19 protein-coding genes are annotated in these 20,294 nt (G+C 33.5%); 4 read left to right on the plus strand and 15 right to left on the minus strand.

Annotated elements, in window-relative coordinates; translation table 11 throughout:
* Nucleotides 1-222 precede the first annotated feature (222 nt).
* From feoB to FEM21_RS00270, 5 genes are all read right to left on the minus strand, one after another.
* Complete coding sequence (feoB, locus tag FEM21_RS00250; RefSeq protein ID WP_035656605.1) at nucleotides 223-2,322, minus strand: ferrous iron transport protein B; 2,100 nt, start codon at nucleotides 2,320-2,322, stop codon at nucleotides 223-225.
* Nucleotides 2,322-2,561, minus strand: coding sequence for a FeoA family protein (locus FEM21_RS00255; RefSeq protein WP_035656606.1), 240 nt, complete (start codon nucleotides 2,559-2,561; stop codon nucleotides 2,322-2,324). The genes feoB and FEM21_RS00255 overlap by 1 nt, the downstream gene beginning before the upstream one ends.
* 126 nt (nucleotides 2,562-2,687) lie before the next feature.
* Nucleotides 2,688-3,365 (minus strand): SCO family protein, encoded by a 678-nt coding sequence (locus FEM21_RS00260; protein ID WP_035656607.1) that lies wholly within the window; start codon nucleotides 3,363-3,365, stop codon nucleotides 2,688-2,690.
* Between the two features lie 59 nt (nucleotides 3,366-3,424).
* Nucleotides 3,425-4,249, minus strand: a complete 825-nt coding sequence (locus FEM21_RS00265) for an NAD-dependent epimerase/dehydratase family protein (RefSeq protein ID WP_035656608.1) — start codon at nucleotides 4,247-4,249, stop codon at nucleotides 3,425-3,427.
* A gap of 133 nt (nucleotides 4,250-4,382) precedes the next feature.
* The gene (locus FEM21_RS00270; protein ID WP_051627414.1) at nucleotides 4,383-4,751 is read right to left on the minus strand and encodes a hypothetical protein; all 369 of its coding nucleotides are present in this window, start codon (nucleotides 4,749-4,751) and stop codon (nucleotides 4,383-4,385) included.
* Nucleotides 4,752-5,001: 250 nt separating this feature from the next.
* Here FEM21_RS00270 and FEM21_RS00275 point away from each other — a divergent pair, with 250 nt between their 5' ends.
* The gene (locus FEM21_RS00275) at nucleotides 5,002-5,802 is read left to right on the plus strand and encodes a ThuA domain-containing protein (protein ID WP_081824611.1); all 801 of its coding nucleotides are present in this window, start codon (nucleotides 5,002-5,004) and stop codon (nucleotides 5,800-5,802) included.
* Between the two features lie 78 nt (nucleotides 5,803-5,880).
* Here FEM21_RS00275 and FEM21_RS00280 read toward each other — a convergent pair whose 3' ends face one another.
* Entirely contained in the window at nucleotides 5,881-6,456 is a 576-nt protein-coding gene (locus FEM21_RS00280) for a porin family protein (protein WP_051627415.1), read from the minus strand.
* A gap of 248 nt (nucleotides 6,457-6,704) precedes the next feature.
* Here FEM21_RS00280 and FEM21_RS00285 point away from each other — a divergent pair, with 248 nt between their 5' ends.
* Nucleotides 6,705-8,666, plus strand: a complete 1,962-nt coding sequence (locus FEM21_RS00285; protein ID WP_035656610.1) for a transglycosylase domain-containing protein — start codon at nucleotides 6,705-6,707, stop codon at nucleotides 8,664-8,666.
* Between the two features lie 140 nt (nucleotides 8,667-8,806).
* Here the strand turns inward: FEM21_RS00285 and FEM21_RS00290 are convergent, their stop codons facing one another.
* The 3 genes from FEM21_RS00290 to FEM21_RS00300 all read right to left on the minus strand — a co-directional run bounded on the left by FEM21_RS00290 (nucleotide 8,807) and on the right by FEM21_RS00300 (nucleotide 11,714).
* A complete protein-coding gene (locus FEM21_RS00290) occupies nucleotides 8,807-9,841 on the minus strand; it encodes an NADP(H)-dependent aldo-keto reductase (protein ID WP_035656612.1) in 1,035 nt (344 codons plus the stop codon).
* Nucleotides 9,842-9,939: 98 nt separating this feature from the next.
* Complete coding sequence (locus FEM21_RS00295; RefSeq protein WP_035656613.1) at nucleotides 9,940-10,881, minus strand: OmpA/MotB family protein; 942 nt, start codon at nucleotides 10,879-10,881, stop codon at nucleotides 9,940-9,942.
* A 68-nt stretch (nucleotides 10,882-10,949) separates the two neighbouring features.
* Nucleotides 10,950-11,714, minus strand: a complete 765-nt coding sequence (locus tag FEM21_RS00300; RefSeq protein ID WP_035656614.1) for an exodeoxyribonuclease III — start codon at nucleotides 11,712-11,714, stop codon at nucleotides 10,950-10,952.
* Between the two features lie 141 nt (nucleotides 11,715-11,855).
* Here FEM21_RS00300 and FEM21_RS00305 point away from each other — a divergent pair, with 141 nt between their 5' ends.
* Nucleotides 11,856-13,658 (plus strand): GNAT family N-acyltransferase, encoded by a 1,803-nt coding sequence (locus FEM21_RS00305; protein ID WP_035656615.1) that lies wholly within the window; start codon nucleotides 11,856-11,858, stop codon nucleotides 13,656-13,658.
* A 64-nt stretch (nucleotides 13,659-13,722) separates the two neighbouring features.
* On the opposite strand, the gene FEM21_RS00310 is transcribed toward FEM21_RS00305, so the two are convergent.
* The 3 genes from FEM21_RS00310 to FEM21_RS00320 form a co-directional block, all read right to left on the minus strand.
* Entirely contained in the window at nucleotides 13,723-14,004 is a 282-nt protein-coding gene (locus tag FEM21_RS00310) for a TM2 domain-containing protein (RefSeq protein ID WP_035656618.1), read from the minus strand.
* Nucleotides 14,005-14,100: 96 nt separating this feature from the next.
* On the minus strand, nucleotides 14,101-14,616 hold the full coding sequence (locus FEM21_RS16350) for a DUF805 domain-containing protein (RefSeq protein ID WP_035656619.1): 516 nt from the start codon (nucleotides 14,614-14,616) through the stop codon (nucleotides 14,101-14,103).
* Nucleotides 14,617-14,705: 89 nt separating this feature from the next.
* A complete protein-coding gene (locus FEM21_RS00320; protein WP_035656620.1) occupies nucleotides 14,706-15,650 on the minus strand; it encodes a 2-hydroxyacid dehydrogenase in 945 nt (314 codons plus the stop codon).
* A 549-nt stretch (nucleotides 15,651-16,199) separates the two neighbouring features.
* Here FEM21_RS00320 and FEM21_RS00325 point away from each other — a divergent pair.
* The gene (locus FEM21_RS00325; protein WP_035657063.1) at nucleotides 16,200-17,240 is read left to right on the plus strand and encodes a glycoside hydrolase family 43 protein; all 1,041 of its coding nucleotides are present in this window, start codon (nucleotides 16,200-16,202) and stop codon (nucleotides 17,238-17,240) included.
* A 76-nt stretch (nucleotides 17,241-17,316) separates the two neighbouring features.
* Here FEM21_RS00325 and proC read toward each other — a convergent pair whose 3' ends face one another.
* Genes proC through rsmA form a run of 3 tightly spaced genes read right to left on the minus strand, consistent with a single transcriptional unit; the run spans nucleotide 17,317 to nucleotide 20,249 of the window.
* Entirely contained in the window at nucleotides 17,317-18,096 is a 780-nt protein-coding gene (gene proC, locus FEM21_RS00330; protein ID WP_035656621.1) for a pyrroline-5-carboxylate reductase, read from the minus strand.
* 28 nt (nucleotides 18,097-18,124) lie between these two features.
* Nucleotides 18,125-19,480: a magnesium transporter gene (gene mgtE, locus FEM21_RS00335; protein WP_035656622.1), complete on the minus strand. Its 1,356-nt coding sequence runs from the start codon at nucleotides 19,478-19,480 to the stop codon at nucleotides 18,125-18,127.
* Nucleotides 19,470-20,249 carry a 16S rRNA (adenine(1518)-N(6)/adenine(1519)-N(6))-dimethyltransferase RsmA gene (rsmA, locus tag FEM21_RS00340; protein ID WP_035656625.1) on the minus strand — a complete coding sequence of 260 codons (780 nt, stop codon included), beginning with the start codon at nucleotides 20,247-20,249 and terminating at the stop codon, nucleotides 19,470-19,472. Before rsmA ends, mgtE begins: the two co-directional genes overlap by 11 nt.
* Nucleotides 20,250-20,294: the final 45 nt, after the last annotated feature.

Here is a 20,294-nt window from a genome sequence, read left to right on the forward strand (position 1 = left end):
AAAAAATTACCGCAAATTCGCAAATTAAAACATCTTAAGAGATGAAATAATTTGCGAATTTGCGGTTTATCTTTTTTGTTTCTAACTTATTTAATGACAACCACAATCACCGCCTCCGCAATTTTTATCCTTTTTTTTGTTCTTTAAAATGAACTTTTTAAAAAGAAAAACAATGGCAAGACCCAGTATTAAAAAGGCGATTATTTCTTGAAACATTTCTGACTATTTTAAAATTTGATAAGCTATTAACGCAGTTAAATAAGCAAAAATACTCATAAATACGAGTTGCATAACAGGCCATTTCCAGCTGTTGGTTTCTTTTTTAGTGATGGCTAAAGTACTGGCACATTGCATAGCAAAAGCATAAAAAAGCATTAAGGATATTCCCGAAGCAAAATTAAATACTTTTTCGCCTGTTTCAGGATGCACTTCGGCAGCCATTTTATTCTTTATGGTGTCTTCATTATCGCTGTTTCCCACACTGTAAATGGTGGCTAAAGTACCTACGAAAACTTCTCTCGCCGCAAAGGAACTGATAATAGCAATTCCAATTTTCCAGTCGTAACCTAAAGGCTTTATGGCTGGCTCGATGGCTCTTCCCATCAATCCTATATATGAATTTTCTAGTTTTTGAGAAGCAATTTCGTTTTCAAACTGTGTTTCGTCTAAAGTGGTATTAGCAAATCTTTCTTTCACAATAGTTTCGGCTTCATTGAAATCTTTTCCAGGGCCGTAAGAAGCTAAAAACCATAAAATAATAGAAATAGCTAAGATAATTTTACCGGCACCCACAACGAATGCCTTTGTTTTTTCGACCACATTGATTCCAACGTTTTTGAAAAGCGGTAATTTATAGCTTGGCATTTCGACCACAAAATACGTTTTGTTTTCTAGCTTTAATATTTTATTCAAAATATAAGCCGATAAAATCGCTGTTCCAAATCCTAAAAGATACAATAGCATTAACGATAATCCCTGCATATTCAAAACACCAAAAACGCGTTCATTTGGAATTACCAAAGCAATAATAATAGCATAAACAGGTAATCTTGCCGAACAAGTAGTAAAAGGAGTTACTAAAATTGTGATTAAACGTTCTTTCCAGTTTTCGATGTTTCTTGTGGCCATAATTGCCGGAATAGCACAAGCCGTTCCTGAAATTAAAGGCACTACACTTTTTCCTGAAAGTCCAAAACGGCGCATGATTTTATCCATCAAAAAAACCACACGGCTCATATAACCGCTTTCTTCCAGAATGGAAATAAACAGAAATAAAAAGGCAATTTGCGGGATAAAAATAATAACTCCGCCAATTCCCGGAATAATTCCTTGCGAAAGTAAATCGGTCAAAATTCCGCTTGGTAATTCTTCGGCAGCCCAGCTGCTTAAAGCCGCAAAAGTGCCATCAATGAAATCCATCGGAATGGTGGACCAACTAAATATCGATTGGAAAATAACAAATAAAATAGCCAGGAAAATGAAATAACCCCAAAATTTGTGCGTCAAAACATTATCTAGTTTGGCTCTAAAATCGGTTGCTGTTGAAACGTCAATTTTTAAACCTGCTTTTAAAACATCATTGATAAATTGATACCTTTTTATGGTTTCTTTTTGTTGTAAACGCTTTAGTTCTGAATGTGATTTGGTAAAAGCACTTCTGATTTCATTTCGATCTAAATTCGAAAAGTTGACATCCTGTGTAATTACTAACCATAATTTGTATACTAATTGCTGCGGAAATGCTTCCTGTAAATTTTTAAAATATTCAGGATCAATTACCGAAGAATTCAAACATGGTTCGTGTGTGATGGTTTTATAAGAAACAATTAAATCTTTTAAAGCTTCAATTCCGTGTCCTTTTCTTGAACTGACTAAGGCAATTTTAGTTTTTAATTTTTCTTCCAGATACGGAATATCAAGTGTAATTCCTTTGCTTTCCATTCGATCAGCCATATTGATGACTAAAATTGTTGGAATTTCAAGGTCTTTGATTTGAGTATAAAGTAATAAATTTCGTTTCAAATTCTCCACATCAGTAACTACAACGGCTACATCGGGATATAATTTGTCATTTTTATTAAGCAATAATTCGATTACCACGCTTTCATCCATCGAACTTGCATTCAGGCTATAGGTTCCTGGTAAATCAAGAATATTGGCTTTGATATTATTAGGTAATTTGCAAAAACCTATTTTTTTCTCCACGGTAATTCCTGGATAGTTTCCCACCTGCTGATTCAAACCTGTCAACTGGTTAAAAACCGATGTTTTCCCTACATTGGGATTTCCAATTAAAGCTACATTAATATTTTGATGCATCATTAAAGCGTAATTTTGATAAGTTCTACTTCAATTTCTTTGGCTGTTTCTACACGAATGGCTACATGTGAACCATTAACGTCTAAATACAAAGGGTCTCCAAAAGGGGCTATTTGAAGTAATTCGACAGTATTTCCAGGCAAGCAACCCATTTCAAGTAACTTTAAAGGAATGATGTCGATATCAAAATCTTTGATAATTGCTTTTTCGCTTTTTTTTAAGGAATGAATAGTGGTGCGCAAGGTCTTATTTAGATTGAATTTAGATTGCAAAAATACATATTAAATTGTAAAATCGAATGCTAATCCATGCGTTTTATGCTTTAGATAGCGTTAATTAAAGCTTAAAATAACTGTTTTTCAGGTTTTTTAATTCGCTTCTTTTCCTTCGCTAAGGAAATTAATGTCTTCAATTAATTTCTGAATATCTTCTTTTTTAGTACCGTCATAAAAGCCGCGAACTCTTCTTTTGGAGTCAACTAATACAAAGTTTTCGGTGTGAACCATATCGTATAATTCGCTTGGTTTTCCCATTTTTACTGCCAAATAAGATTTTCTTGCCATAGCATAAATTTCTTTTTTGTCTCCTGTTACCAAGTTCCATTTGCTATCGTCAACACCATGTTTTATAGCATATGCTTTTAAGGTCGCAACGCTGTCAACTTCCGGAAATACAGTGTGAGAAAGCAACATTACTTTCGGATTATTAATAATAGCTTTTTGTACATCGACTAAATTAGTGGTCATTTTTGGGCAAATAGTACCACATGTGGTGAAGAAAAAATCAGCTACATAAATCTTTCCTTCATAATCTTTTTGAGTAATGGTTTTTCCGTTTTGATTGGTAAACGAAAAATCAGCAATGGTATGGTATTTACTAACGTATTGAATGGTGCTGTCTACTAATTCCGGATTTACATCGGCAGGATTATAAATAGGAAGTGTTTTTTGAGGCTTTAAAGCATTGTAAAAAAGACTAAGTGTAATTACCGAAAAAACAAGAAAGATACCAATGAAAATGCGGTATTTATAGAGAACAGATTTCATGAATTTTTTTTGCAAAAATACAAAAACTGTATTGGAAATGAGAACGCTTTAAGTAATTATTATAAGTCAAGCCGGCTAAAAGTGTAATTCAATTGCTGTACTAATTTGTCAGACAAAATCGTTTTTCCAACTGATAGAATCTCGTGATTAAACGTAGGTGGAATTAGTTTTTCGGCTAATGCTTTTTCAGTATAATATACTTCTCTGGTTGGATGAACGGGAGTTACGGCATTAAAAGCAGTGTTCCAGGTATTTGTTTCAATGATCTTTAAAATAATTCCAATACAATCTTGTAAATGAATCAAGTTGATCGGCGCATCAGGATTAGCAACGTTTTCTTTTCCGGCAAGGAATCGCGCCGGATTTCGGTCTTCGCCAATTAATCCGCCAAATCGCAGGATTGTTGTTTTGAAATTGGCATTAGATAATAATAATTGTTCAATTTCCAGTAATTGTTTACCGCTTTCAGTAACAGGAGCGGGAATGCTGTTTTCGTCAATTATATCGTTGGCTTCGCCATAAACAGCGGTCGAACTAATGAATAGTATATTTTCTATTGTAGATTTTTCAATAAAAGGAATCAGATTTTCTATCTTTTTTACAAAAGAATTTTGCTGTGCATCAGAGTAATCTTTGTTTTTTCCTCTTAATTTAGGAGGAATGGCAATGATGAGTGTTCGGCTTTCGATCAAAAAATCAGCAAATTCATTAGGAACTGTATTGGAATCTAAAGTTAATAGCAAGCTTTGAATTCCTGCGTTCTCTAATGTTTTTAATTTTCCTGTAGATGTTGTAGAACCTTTGATTTTGAAACCTTCTTTCAATAAGGCTTTCGCCAAAGGAAATCCCAGCCATCCGCAACCTAAAATGCTAATTTGTGTCATTTTGCTCCATTGATATGAATTGCAAATTTCCCATAATTATTCGGATTATCAGGCGATAATTTGTGGTTTTTTCGACATAAAAAAAACCACTCTAAGAATATTAAGAGTGGTTTTCAAGATTTGAATGTATGTTTTATTTTTTTGTAAGTGTAAGTTTCATTTCCTTACTGTCTAGAATTACTTTGTCATCGGTAATAGTGCTTTCAAAAGGATATGGAGTTCCGTTTTCGTCTTTAATTACCAGATTTTTGCCTTTTTTTGTTAAAGCATAAGTACCGTCATTGATATCCATTTCTAAAGTTCCGGAAACGTGTCCGTCTTTAGTAAAAGTTAGATTTCCATTAGCTAAAATGTCATTTTTTACAGAATCTAAATGAGGCGTTTTTGCTTCTATTTCGGTAACTTTCCAGGAGTTTACCAAATCATTTCGTTTTTGACTACACGAAACGAATACTATTGTGCACAATACAATCCCAAAAATAAAAAGTTTAACTGTTTTCATAATTATTTAGATTAATAGGTTATATATGTACAAGTTACAAAAAAAAGTATACGAAAAATATTAAAAATGAATTATTTGTATTGAAAAATAGAGTGTTAGAAAAGAATTTGTTCAACAGCAATGAATTCTGTTACTTTTAAAATAAATCTTTCCGAAAGAAGTTTGCAGTTAGGAGCAATTATTTTTTACAAAAAAAAGTGTAAGTTTAAATAATTTTAATCAACCTTATTAACCAAAAAACCAAAAGATTATGGAAGTACACAATGGCTTTAATCAGACTGCATTTATTAGAAATAATTTAAAATCAGGACACTTCTTTTATAGTTTGTTACTACTGTTATTTGTGTTTAATAACCTTTTTGCTAGTGGATTAACCAAGGAAAAACCTTTCCGTGTCTTGTTAATTACTGGTGGCTGTTGTCATAATTATGCATTTCAAACTCAGGTATTAAAAGAGGCTTTAGCAAAATATAAAAAAGCCGATTGGACTGTTATAAATGAAGGAGGAAACGGCACTAAAGCTATGCTTCCGTTGTTTAATGATAAAAATTGGGCAAAAGGCTATGATGTGGTAATACATAACGAATGTTTTGCTGATACTGACGATTCAGAGTATATAAAAAAGATTACCCAAGCGCATTTTGCCGGAGCTCCGGCAGTGGTTATTCATTGCGCTATGCACACCTATCGTTCAGCAAAAACAGATGATTGGCGAGATTTTTTGGGTGTAACTAGTTATAAACATGATCATCAAAGTTTGTATCCGGTAACAAAAGTAGAGGGCAAACATCCTATCATGAATAAATTTCCGGATAATTGGACTAGTCCTAAGGATGAATTATATGTTATAGAAAAAACAGGGCCTAATACGAAAGTTTTGGCTACTTCGGTTAGTGAGAAAAACGGAAAAACATATCCTGTAATCTGGACGAATCAATATGGAAAAGCCCGTGTATTCGGTACAACTTTCGGACATTCGGACGATACGTTTAGAGATGTTGTATTTACTGATTTGTTGGTTAGAGGTATTTTATGGGCAGCAAAAAAATAGTAAAGACAATCTATTATTTTAAGTATAAAAAAAACCACGCAATTGGCGTGGTTTTCTATTAGTATTTCTGGAAGAATATTAGAATTTATATCCTACAGAAGCCTGAATTCCGAAACGATTGTTTCCTTCAGGACCATAAGCTAAGTCTAAGAAATTATAAGTATATCTTGCCTGAATAAAAGCTCCAGAGCTGAAATTATAAGCTAAACCTGAAACTGAAGCAACATTATATTTCCTCAAATTAGTGTTAGCAAATGTACCTGCTGCTTTAGAATCTACAATGACGCTTGCTTGAGGACCAACCTCAATTGATAAACCTTTTACAAGATAAAATTTAGCTAGAACTGGTACAGCGATTTCGCTAATTTCTAATTTACTGCCACTTGTGTTTCCGTTTCCGTCAAATTTAAAGCTAGAGAATGAATACAATGCTTCTGCTTGAAATGAAAATTCATTACACATTTTAAATTCCGCAACTAAACCAGCGTGGTATCCTACTTCCGGACGTAAATCATGTACTGAACTTGAACCTGTCGCTAACCAATCATAATTAGCACCTGCTTTAATTCCTAGCTGAATACTTTGTTTTGTTTCCTGAGCATTTGCAAATCCAAATGCAAAAATAGCTACTGCTGATAAAATTAATTTTTTCATAACTTGATTTTTTTTTGAATGGCAAATTTAAGTATATCATTCGTAAAGCCCAGTGTTTTCAGGTAGTTTAACTATTTGTCTAGTTTTCTATGGGACAGTGTTTTATGAGAAAAGTAATAAATAATTGTTGTTTTTATGTTTAAAGCTATTCTAAAAAACAACTATTTACTAAACTTTAAGTTAAGATGCGTAGTCGAAGAAAAAAAAGTTATTATTTTAGCCCGCTACCTATAATATTGTAACTATTCATGAAAACCAGAAAACAAAAAATACTCTTAATTATAAAAATTGCAGTTGCTTTTATCGTAATTGCTGTTATTGGAATTTTTAGTTTTCGGGAAAAGCTTTTACAGCAGATTATAGCAAAGACAGCTACCAAAATGGAGTCAGATTACAACAGTCATTTTGTTGTGAAAAAAGCTTCTTTCGAAGGACTTTCGGGAGTTCATCTTGCTGATGTTGTTTTGGTTCCAAAAGATGCCGACACACTTTTTAAAATCCAAAAAATAAGAACCAGTGTCAATATCTGGCGTTTGTTAGTTGGTGACGTACAATTAGGAACATTAGAAATTAAAAATGGTTTTGTTCAACTGACTAAAAAAGGAAAAGTAAAAAACTTTGACGCTTTTTTAAAAAGAAATAAAAGCGAAGAAAATACCAGTGACAAAAGAGATTATGCTGCTTTTGCGTACCGGATTATATCCAAAGTACTCAACTTAATTCCGACTGATATGGATGTCGAAAATTTGAAGTTCAAACTCGACGACAATGGGAAAAAAGCAACGATTGATATTAAGAAATTAGTATTGGCTAATAAAGAACTCGAAACTTCGATTAATGTTAAAACGAATACTTTTGCCCAACGATGGAAAATAAAAGGTTTTGCTGATCCAAGAAATAAAAAAGCCGATATCCGGTTTTTTAATATTGATACTGGTGCCATTAAAGTACCTTATTTTGACGAACGTTACAATCTCATTTCAAGTTTTGATTCAATTCGATTGAATATTGAAAACATTAATAAAAGCGGTGGCGAATTACATATTGATGGTTTTACTTCGATTGCCAATTTGAAAATTAATCATGCTAAAATTGCCCGAAAAGATGTACTCATTAAAAATGCCCGTTTTGATTATCGCTTGCTTTTGGGTTCTGATTTTGTTTCGGTTGACAGCAGTTCGACGGTGCAATTTAATAAAGTGAAATTCCATCCGTATTTAGCTTACGAAACGGAAGAAGATACTATTTATAAGCTCAAAGTGAATATTCCAAAAATGAAAGCGCAGGATTTTATCACTTCGCTTCCGGATGGATTGTTTACTCATTTTGAAGGTATGGAAGCTGAAGGCACTTTTGATTATAATTTGAATTTTGAATACAATAAAAACAAGCCAAAAGACTTAATTTTCGATAGTAATCTAAAGAAAGAGAACTTAAAAATTACAAAATACGGCGAAGCCAATTTAAATAAACTCAATGGCGAATTCATTTATCGTGCGATTATCAATAATGTGTTGCAGCGTCCGGTTTTGGTGGGGAATTCTAATGTTTATTATACGCCTTTAGACCAAATTTCGCCTTACTTGAAAATGTGTGTTTTAACAACCGAAGATCCTTCGTTCTTTTCGCATCGAGGCTTTATCAATGAAGCTTTCAAACAATCGATAGTTAAGAATATAAAAACGAAGAAGTTTTCCCGTGGTGCCAGTACCATTAGTATGCAATTGATTAAAAATGTTTTCCTGACAAGAGAGAAGACTTTGTCCAGAAAACTTGAGGAAATTCTTTTGGTTTACATTTTAGAAAACAACCGAATTGTAAGCAAAGAACGGATGCTGGAAGTCTATTTTAATATTATCGAATGGGGGCCAAATATATACGGAATTGGCGAAGCAAGTCAGTTTTATTTTCAAAAATCACCAGCCGATTTGACATTTAACGAATGCTTGTTTTTGGCTCGAATTATTCCAAGTCCGAAGAAATTTATGTATCAGTTTAATGATGAAGGAAATCTAAGAGCGTCAGCAGAACAACAAGTTTCGTTTTTAACTAATTTAATGATAAAAAGAGGTTTGCTGACGATAGAGGATACCATTTTTAAAAGTCAGCCTACCATTTTAACCGGACCCGCAAGATCCTTACTTCGTATAAAAGTAAAAGATACCACAGTGGTTGATTCTTTGAAAATAAGTGATGAATTTGAGTTTTAACCACGAAGTTCACAAAGAAGGCGCAAAGCCATACGAAGTTTTCAAAAAATAAACCATTAAGAAATTAAGTTTTAGTTAAAGATAATTTTCTAAATGTTCTTAACTTCTTAATGGTTCAAAAAATAGTTTTCTAAATTTTACTACGTTGCAGGATCAGGAATTACAGCATGAACGGCATTGATTTCGTTAATAATTTCGTCAGAAAGGATTAAATCAATAGATGAAATATTCTCTTTTAATTGTTCCAAAGTGGTAGCTCCAATAATATTACTGGTGACAAAAGCTTGTTGTGTTACAAAAGCCAAAGCCATTTGGGCTGGTGACAAATTGTGCTTTTTGGCAATTTCAACGTATTGTTTTGTTGCTTCAGTACATTTAGCGCTATTGTATCTTGAAAATTGAGGGAACAATTTAATCCTCGCATTCGGATTTTCGCCAGTTAAAAATTTACCTGATAAAACGCCAAAAGCCATTGGAGAATAAGCAAACAAACCAACATTTTCTCTTGCACAAATTTCGGCTGAACCTACTTCAAATTGACGATTTAATAAAGAATATGGATTTTGAACCGTCTTAATTTTTGGTAAATTATTGTATTTGCTTTCTTCCAGAAAACGCATAATTCCCCAAGGAGTTTCATTCGAAAGTCCGATGTGTTTGATTTTTCCTTCCTTTATAAAACCGTTTAAGGTTTCTAATATTAGTTGAATATTATCTTCCCAGGCGTCTTCCTGAACTTTAAAACCGCGTTGCCCAAAGAAATTTGTTTTTCGTTCTGGCCAGTGTAATTGGTACAAATCGATATAATCCGTTTGTAAGCGTTGTAAACTTTTGTCTAAGGCGTATTGTAAACTGGCAGGCGAAAAATCGACTTTGTCACGCATGTACCCAAAATTAGGATTGGGTCCGGCAATTTTTGAAGCCAAAACAATTTCTTCTCTTTTGCCTGATTTTTTAAACCAGGTTCCTATAATTTTTTCGGTACTTCCATAAGTTGCTTCGCGTGCCGGAACCGAATACATTTCGGCAGTGTCAAAAAAATTAATTCCGTTGGCTACAGCATAATCCATTTGGGCATGTCCGTCAGCTTCGGTGTTTTGTTGCCCAAAAGTCATGGTGCCAAGACATATTTTGCTCACTTTTATATCCGTATCGGGCAAAGTAGTGTATTTCATTGTCAAATTTTAAAAAAAAAGCAAAGTTACAAAGGTTTGTAAATCAAAAAAGGTTCGAAACAGTACTTCGAACCTTTTTAACTTTTATTTAATGCATGCTAGTTGATTTCGTTCAACATTTCGGCAATTTCGTCTAATCTTGGTGTTAAGATAATTTCAATTCTACGATTTTTTGCTTTTCCTTCGGCAGTATCATTAGTTGCTAAAGGTGAAAATTCTCCTCTTCCGGCAGCCGTTAAACTCTTTTTGTTGATGGCTCGGTTTTCGCTCAAAATGTTCACGATTGCTGTTGCTCTTTTAGTCGATAAGTCCCAGTTGTCGGCAATTGGACCTGAACCACCGTAAGGAACATTATCAGTATGGCCTTCGATAAGTACTGAAATATCCGGATTATCCGCAAGAACTTTTCCCAGTTCGACTACTGCTTTTTTTCCTTCAGAACTTACTGCCCAGCTTCCTGAACTAAAAAGCAATTTGTTTTCCATAGAAACATATACTTTTCCGTTTTTTTGTTCGACCGTCAAACCTTTTCCTTCAAATCCGTTTAAGGCTTTCGATAAGGTTTCTTTCAGTTTTCGCATAGTAGCTTCTTTAGCAGCAATCATGTCTTCTAATTCCTGTAAACGTTGTGCGTTTTTACTTAAACGCTCCTGTTCAATAGATAAAGCTTTTTGTTTTGCTTCTAATTCAGCTAATAAATCACGGTTTTTCTTTAAATTAGTTTGCAAAGCTTCGTTGCTGTTTTTTTCTAAAGCATTATAAGAATCCTGCAAACGAGCAATTTTCTCATTCAGTGCTTTTTGATCAGCTGTTAATTTATCTCGTTCTGATTTTATTTTGCTTAGCTCATTTTTTAAAGCGTCTCGATCTAATTCTAATTGATTTTTAGCTTTTAATAAATCGGCATTTTCATCAGATAAATTTCGGTTCTCTTTCTTTAAATCAGTAAGTTTATTTTCTAAATCAGTATATATTTTTTTAGAAACACATGAGGTCGAAAGTGCTAAAACTAATAATCCTAAGGAAATTTTTTTTATCATTTTTTATTTAATTTTATTTGAATCTAATTGTTTTTACCATTGCTATTGCTATTGTCATTGTTGTAAATCTATTCTATATCTACAAGAACGGGGCAATGATCAGAATGTTTTGCTTCGGGCAAAATAAGCGCTCGTTTGATTCGGTCTTTTAAAGGTTCACTCACCAGGCAATAGTCAATTCGCCATCCTTTATTGTCAGCTCTTGCTGTTTTTACACGTACGGTCCACCAGGAATAATGACCAGGTTCTTTGTTTAAATGACGGAAACTGTCAATAAATCCGTTTTTTAGAAAGATATCTAGCCAGGAACGTTCTGCCGGAAGAAATCCTGATACTTTAGCATTCCTAATAGGATCGTGAATATCAATCGCTTCATGGCAAATATTATAATCGCCACAAATGATAAGATTCGGAATTTCCTTTTTCAAATCAGTAATGTAATTTTGGAAATCGTCCATGAACATGAATTTATGGTTCAGTCTTTCAATATTCGTTCCCGAGGGCAAATACAGACTCATTACCGAAAATTCGTCAAAATCAACGCGAACATTTCGTCCTTCGAAGTCCATGTGCTCAATTCCCGTGCCATAAACTACATTGTTAGGTTTAATCTTTGATAAAATGGCAACACCACTATAACCCTTTTTAGTTGCTGGAAACCAATAATGATAAGGATATCCGGCTAATTCAAAATCGATTAACGGAAGCTGTTCAGGTGTAGCTTTAATCTCCTGAAGACAAACTACATCAGGCTTTGCCTGTTCTAACCAATTAATAAAACCTTTTGAAATTGCGGAGCGAATTCCATTAACATTATACGATACGATTCTCATTTAACTTGTTTTTTTGATTTCCAAAAATACTAAAAAATAAATCGGCTTGTGTACAAAAACTTTAAAAACCAATGAAGCAAAATGGTCGGATAATGGAGTTTTTTTCTATCTTTGTTTTTCGCTCAAAAAAATAAAAAATAAATGGGTTTAGTCACCTCCAAAGAAGTTGCAAAAACAATCAATGTTGATAAATACGGGGTCTTAGGGACTTTTTCCGGATGGTTATTAATGAAGGTTTTAAAGATTTCTACACTAAATAAAGTTTACAATCGCAACAAACATTTGCAGGAAATTGATTTCTTAAATGGAATTGTAGACGACTTACAAATCAAATTTGAAATTCCCGAAGAAGACTTTAAAAGATTACCCAAAGATGGTGCTTATATTACTATTTCAAATCATCCGTTAGGAGGAATTGATGGTATTTTATTGTTGAAATTAATGTTAGAAAAAGAACCTAATTTCAAGATTATTGCCAATTTTTTATTACACCGAATTGAGCCGCTGAAACAATATATTATGCCTGTGAATCCTTTTGAAAATCATAAGGATGTAAAATCCAGCGTGGTAGGAATTAAAGAAACTTTACGCCATTTAAGTGACGGAAAACCGCTGGGAATGTTTCCTGCCGGAGAAGTTTCAAGTTATAAAGACGGACAGCTTATTGTTGATAAACAGTGGGAAGAAGGCGCAATTAAAGTAATTAGAAAAGCTCAGGTTCCTGTTGTTCCTATTTATTTTCATGCTAAGAACAGTCGTTTGTTTTACTTGCTTTCTAAAATCAGTAGTACTTTACGAACAGCAAAGTTGCCATCGGAACTTTTTAGTCAAAAAAATCGTGTAATTAAGGTTCGAATTGGTAAGCCTATTTCGGTAGCGGAGCAAAATGAATACGAAAGTATCGAAGCTTACTCAGAATTCTTGAGAAAAAAAACCTATATGCTCGCCAATCCTTTCGAAAAAGAAAGTAAATTGCTAACGCCTTCGAATTTAAAGATTACAAGAAATCCAAAAGAAATAGCGACTCCTGCTAATGAAGAAAAAATCATTGCAGAAGTAAATGCTTTAAGAGATACTGATTGTCGCCTTTTACAAAGTAAAAATTACGAAGTCTTTTTTGCCGAAGCAAATAAAATTCCGAGTGTTTTACACGAAATAGGGCGTTTACGCGAGATTACTTTTAGAGAAGTAGGAGAGGGAACTAATGAATCTATCGATTTAGATAAATTTGACCAATATTATCACCATCTTTTTTTATGGGATGAGGATGCTAAAAAAATTGCTGGAGCCTATAGAATGGGATTGGGATCTGAAATATATCCAAAATACGGAATGGAAGGTTTTTATCTTAACGAACTGTTTCGTTTTGAGCCTGAATTAAACGAAATGATGCACCAATCGATAGAAATGGGACGTGCTTTCATTACAAAAGAATACCAGCAAAAACCAATGCCGTTATTCTTGTTGTGGAAAGGAATTATTCATACTACTTTGCGTTTTCCTGAACACAAATACCTTATTGGTGGTGTGAGTATTAGTAATCAGTTTTCTGATTTCTCAAAATCATTGATGATTGAGTTTATGAAATCAAACTATTACGATCCTTATGTGGCACAATACATTCATCCAAAGAAAGCTTATAAGGTAAAACTAAAAGATGCCGACAAGGATTTTATTTTCAATGAAACTGAAGCTGATTTGAATAAATTTGACAAGATTATTGACGAATTGGAGCCAGGTATTTTACGTTTGCCAGTATTGATTAAGAAATACATTAAACAAAATGCAAAAGTGGTTGCTTTTAATGTCGATCCTTTATTCAATAATGCGATTGACGGCTTAATGTACATTAGAATTGCAGATATTCCTGAAAGTACCATGAAACCTGTGATGGAAGAATTTCAGGCAGAACTTGAAAAGAAATTTAATGAAAAGGGAGAGTAATAAATCTTTACTTTTGACCAATAAAAAAGTCGCTTATTAATTAATATAGTAAGCGACTTTTTATTTAAAACCAAGGTTTTCGGCCTAATTGATATGTTCTATAGAATTCTTCATCAGACTTAGTCAGATAAATAATTCCTTCTATAAGTCCTAGTAAACTTGTTATTGTTGCAAAACTTATCAGACTTAGAAAAAGCCAAAAAATACCTGTTTTGGTGTATCCTAAAAGGAATTTATGGATTCCAAAAGGACCAAGAAGTATAGCTAATAAACCAGCGGCTAATTTTTTATTATCTTCTTGATAAGGTTGCGGATTGTTCCAATGTTCATGTTTTGAAGTTTCCATAATCACTTATTTAATTGATTATTAATACTTAAAATTATGAAATTATATTGTAATGAGTATGAAATTGAGTCGGTATATTTTTAAATAAAAAAATGACTATAGCTCAGAAGTTCCTATTTCATTAATTTCGGAAATATCATTTTTAGGATCTGGTCCATATTTATTTGAGCCTTTTTCTCCTTCAGTGCAAAATAATACTAACATCCATATTGATATTGCTAATAATGCTAAAAGCGGACCAAAAAAGGCTACACCCAATGAACTCATAGAAGGAGCACTTCCTGACATAAATAAAGATAATCCGGAAACTACCATTACAATAACTAAGACTATCATAATTCCATAAGTAAGTAATAATAGTTTGCCGCTTTTACCAATATCATGAAGTCTTCTTACCGAGACAGCCAAACTAGGAATAAAGATACCTAAACTATAAATAGTATTCAGAATTCCCGAATTTCCAAACTTAGTTCCTAGGGCATTATCGAGTAGAGTTAATATAATACTAACAATTATATTAGCCAATGTGAAATACCAATATTCACTTCTTCTGGCTCTACCGTTAAAATTTGCGTAGTTTTGAAAAACTACTTTTTTGTACCATTCAATCATAATTAATTATATTTTTAGTTGGTTAATCCTGCTTTAGGATTTCGGTTACTAATATATGAATTTTACAGAAAAGTAGTACTGGTATTTTTTTAAGAATATAATTTCTTAATCTTATCTACAATTACTTGCGCTAATCGCTCGTGACTTTCAAATGTCCAGCCAGCTACATGGGGCGATAATAATACATTATCGGTTTCTAATAAATACTGAAAAGCTTCTGGCGTAGTTTTATCCTGAAATAAAGTTTCGAAAGATAATTTCTCATATTCTAAAACATCTAGTCCCGCACCTAAAATTTTTCCTGATTGTAAGGCTGTAACTAAATCGGCAGTTACAATGTTTTTGCCTCTGGAAGTATTAAAAATCCAGAATGGTTTTGCAAAAGCATTAATATAATCTGTATTGACCATCTTATCCGTTTCAGGAGTCCACGGAAGATGTAAGCTTAATACATCTGTTTTTTCCTGTAATTCGGCTAAAGAAACTTGTTTTGCATTGGCATCGCCCACATTTTCTTTGATGTCATAACAAAGCACCTCAACATCAAAACCTCTTAGTTTTTTAGCAAACCATTTTCCCATGTTACCATAACCAATGATTCCAACAGTTTTTCCGTCAAGTTCATGTCCGCGATTACTCTCTCTGTTCCAATGTCCGGAACGAATTTCCCTGTCGGCGCGATTCAAATTATTAAAAAGAGATAAAATCATTCCCAGCGTATGTTCGGCAACGGCATTTCTGTTTCCTTCCGGAGCAGCAATTAATTGAATGTTTTTAGACGAAGCATAGTCACAATCGATACTTTCTAATCCCGCACCAACACGGGCTATGAATTGCAAATTAGTTGCCTTATCTAAAAACGTTTTGTCTATTTTGAACCGGCTGCGAATTACAATTCCGTGATAATCCTCAATTTTTGCTTCAATTGCTTCTTTTGAAGAAGTAAAATCTTCATGGTTTTCAAAACCTGAGTCTTTCAGTTGCTGCATTAAAACGGGATTATTACTGTCGATGTGAAGAATTTTGATGCGCATAATAATTTGTATGTTGAGGCATCAAAAATAACAAAAAACCATTTCTAAATTTAGATAAACTTAGAAATGGTTTTTCTTGTTGAATTAATCAAACCTAAAGTAATTTTTTACATAAGCAATCTTTTACCGATTCATTTTCCGTTAATAATGTATCGCCTTTTCATTCCCGAACAAAAAGCGCGAAATTTTGTCGTAAATCATGTTGAATAACTTTTTCATAATAATGGTATTTAAGTTAGTAAATAAATTAAATCATTAACAAGAAAAGCTAGGTGTAGTCTCGGGGATTGTTCTTTAATAAAATTACAGCTATTTTTTATTTATATAAAATAAGTTATTAAATATTCGATATAATGCAAATATTGAAGATTAAATACATGATAATCAATATTTTGAATTATTTTATTTACAAATAATTATATCTGAATTGAACTAATTTGGAAGTAATTCTATTTAAAAAAATAAACTATATTTACAAACTGTTTACAAATGTGTATTTTACATTTAAATAAAACCAATTCTATTCCAAACAAAAAAATGAAGATAAGCATGAATTTTTTACGTCTTAGTATTTTATTAAGTTTCATTGTTAGTACAACAATGGTTTATTCGCAAAAATTAAAAAAGAATCAATTTCATAATCCGTTGGCATTGCAGCGAGCTGATCCATTTGTTACAAAAACAGCTGATGGAACGTATTACTTTATTGCCACGGCTCCGGAATATGACCGAATCGAAATTCGCAGTTCAAAAACTATCAACGGAATAAAAGAGGCAAAACCAGTAGTGGTATGGCGTAAACATACTAAAGGTATTATGGGAAATCATATCTGGGCTCCAGAATTGCATCGAATTGATGGTAAATGGTATATTTATTTTGCAGCAGGTTCAGCTGAAGAAAAATGGAAAATACGTATGTATGCTTTGTCAAATCCATCCGAAGATCCAACAAAAGGGGAGTGGAAAGAAGAAGGACAAATTGTAACTAAGAAAGACGTTTTTGCGCTGGATGCAACAACTTTCGAACATAAAGGACAACGTTATCTTATTTGGGTTGACAGAGGACCGGGAAATGTGGTTAATACAAGTTTGTATATAGCCAAGATGACAAGTCCAACAACAGTTGACGAAAAGCAAGTGGTAATTAGCCAGCCGGATTACGACTGGGAAATGCATACTTATAAAGTAAACGAAGGACCGGCAGTATTAATTAAAAACGGAAAAGTATTCCTGACTTTTTCGGCTAGTGCTACTGATGCTACTTATTGTTTGGGTTTGCTTTGGGCAAAAGAAGGAGCTGACTTATTGGATCCAAAGTCATGGAACAAACTCGACAAACCGGTTTTCTTCACTAACGAAAAATTCAAACGTTATGGTCCGGGACATAATAGTTTCACTGTTTCGGAAGATGGTAAAACAGATATCATGATTTATCACGCCCGTGATTACGAAAAAATTAAAGGAGATGCTTTGTCTGATCCCAATCGTCACACGCACGCCAGAGTTTTAAAATGGACTAAAGACGGTATGCCTGATTTTGGACAGGATATTGATGATAACGATATGGCTTTGAAAACTAAAAAGAAATAATACTTTGCCTTTTATATATATGAAAAAGGGCTTCTCAAATTTATCGAGAAGCCCTTTTTGTATTGTAAACGGGAAATTAAACTCCTTTAATTTTCTTCACAGCTGCTTTAATTCCGCGGATTAATGACGAACTGAAACCATGAGATTCCATTTCGCTTAAACCAGTAATGGTACAGCCTTGTGGTGTAGTTACTCTGTCAATTAATTGTTCCGGGTGGATTTGTTCTTCCATTACCATTTCGGCAGCTCCTTTTACCGTTTGCGCTGAAATTGCCAAAGCTGTTTTCCAGTCAAATCCTATTTCGATTCCCGCCTGCATAGAAGCTCTGATGTAACGTAAGGCAAAAGCAGTTCCGCTCGCTGCTAAAACCGTTGCGGCATCCATTAATTTTTCGTCAATAACCGGAGCTGTACCTAAATCTTTAAAGATAGTTACTACTTTTTGCCCTTGTTCAGCATGTTTTTCGTTAAAAGAAATACAAGTTGCTGACGCTGCATATTGAGCTGCAATATTAGGCATGATACGAATAGCCTGATGATTTTCTCCAATTTTACTTTGAAGTGCTTCAATAGATAATCCGCTTACTCCTGAAGCAATGATTTTATTCGAAATAAAAGGAAGAATTTCAGCCAAAACAGTATCTACCTGATACGGTTTAATGGTTAAAATAATAATGTCAGCTTCCTGAATATTATGTTTGTTATCTGAAGAAACGGTTACGCCTAATTTTTCTAAATATAGAATACTTGTAGTATTTCTTCTGGTTACTGTAATTTCATTTTTAGTGGCACATTTTGCCATTCCTAATGCAATAGCAGCGCCTAAGTTACCGCCTCCTATTATATGTACTTTCATATTTTTTATATTAATATCTTCTAAATTATTAAAAACCTAAGATGAGTTTGGCAATCGAAAAATAAATTAAGATTCCGCAAATATCGTTGCTTGTTGTAATAAATGGCCCAGTTGCCAAAGCGGGGTCAATTCCAAATTTATCTAATAATAACGGAATAAATGTGCCAATTAAAGAGGCAATTACAATTACCGAAATAAGAGCAATGGTAACAATAAGACCAATCATAATTTCGACATTAAGTAAAAAATGACTTCCTATGAATAAAATACTTGCCAGGATAACTCCATTTAGTAAACTTAATGAAACTTCTTTTATTAATCGGTTGAATAAGGAACCACTCAAAGTATCATTAGCTAAACCTTGTACAATAATAGCCGAAGATTGTACACCAACATTTCCTGCCATCGCAGCAATTAACGGTGTGAAAAAGAAAAGATTGCCGTGTTCCAGCATGGCGCCTTCAAATAATCCTAAGACTCTTACGGTTATAAATCCGCCTAATAAGGCTAAAACTAACCAAGGCAAACGTGCTTTAGTTAATTCCATGATGCTGTCATCGGCTTCAACGTCCTGAGAGATACCCGCTGCTAACTGGTAATCCTGATCAGCTTCTTCCTTGATAACGTCTACAATGTCGTCAATGGTAATTCGTCCTACTAAGCGCCCTAATTCATCTACTACAGGTATGGCTTCAAGATCATATTTTTGCATGATACGGGCCACTTCAACGTCTTCGGCATCTACGTTTACATAATTGAGTTTCCTGATATAAACATCGCTGATAGCCGTTTTAGTAGAAGTAGTTGTTAATAAATCTTTTAATGACAAACGGCCTTTTAGTCTGTCTTCGTCATCAACTACATAGATAGAATGTACTCTGGAAATATTTTCTGCCTGAATACGCATTTCTTTAACACAAGTAAGTACGTTCCAGTTTTCATTAACTTTTACTAACTCTTTGTGCATGATTCCACCAGCCGTGTCTTCTTTATAGCGAAGCAGGTCAACAATGTCCTTTGCGTGTTCAACGTCTTGTAGTTCTGATATTACTTCGGCTTTAATTTCCTGCGAAAGTTCAGCAATAATATCGGCAGCATCATTAGTTTCAAGTTCGTCTAATTCTTCTGCAATTTCTTTTGGCGAAAGCCTGCTTAATATATTTTCGCGTAAATCATCTTCTAATTCCAGAAGAATTTCGGCAGTTTTATCACTGTCTAAAACTTTAAAAATATAAGTGGCATCATCAAAATCTAATTCGTCCAGAATTTCGGCAATATCAGCATGGTGAATATCATTCAGGACAAGTTCCAGTTTGTGGTCGTTTTTTTCCTGAATGAGTTCTTTTACTTCACTTATTAATTCCTTGCTGATTTTAAACTCCATCGGCTTCTATTTTTTGAGTCAGTTCGATAAATTGTGCTACGTCCAATTGCTCCGGACGGAGGTCAAAGATAGTATCTTCTCTTAAATTATCAGATAGATTGAGTGTTTTTAAACTGTTACGTAAGGTTTTGCGGCGTTGTTGAAAAGCTGTTTTTACTACTGTAAAGAATAATTTTTCGCCACATGGCAAACTATAATCTTCTTTTCGACGCATACGCATCACGCCTGATTTCACCTTTGGCGGCGGATTAAAAACATTTTCATCAACCGTAAATAAATATTCGGTATCATAAAATGCCTGAGCCAGAACTGATAAAATTCCGTAAGTTTTGCTTCCTTTTTTTTCGCAAATGCGTTCGGCAACTTCTTTTTGAAACATACCCGAAAATTCAGGAATTTGATGTTTCAATTCTAAAACCCTGAAAACAATTTGCGAAGAAATGTTATATGGAAAATTCCCAATGATAGCAAATTGCTTGTCTTTGAAAACTTCATTGATATTGTATTTCAAAAAATCCTGAGAAATAATACATCCGCGTAATTTTGGATAATGTGCATCTAAATAAGTTACTGATTCAGTATCAATCTCAATTACATACGTATTTATGGGTTTTTCTAACATATATTTAGTTAAAACTCCCATTCCTGGTCCTATCTCTAATACATCCTCATATCCTTGTAAACTCAAGGTGTCAGCAATGGCCTGAGCAATGCTTTCGTCTTTTAAGAAATGTTGTCCGAGGTGTTTTTTAGCTTTTACTTTATCCATTTTTGGGCTGAATTTATTCAGGTATTTTTTTGTTTTTTTTATGTA

It is taken from the genome of Flavobacterium seoulense, from assembly GCF_000695795.1.
Classification (GTDB): Bacteria; Bacteroidota; Bacteroidia; order Flavobacteriales; family Flavobacteriaceae; genus Flavobacterium; species Flavobacterium seoulense.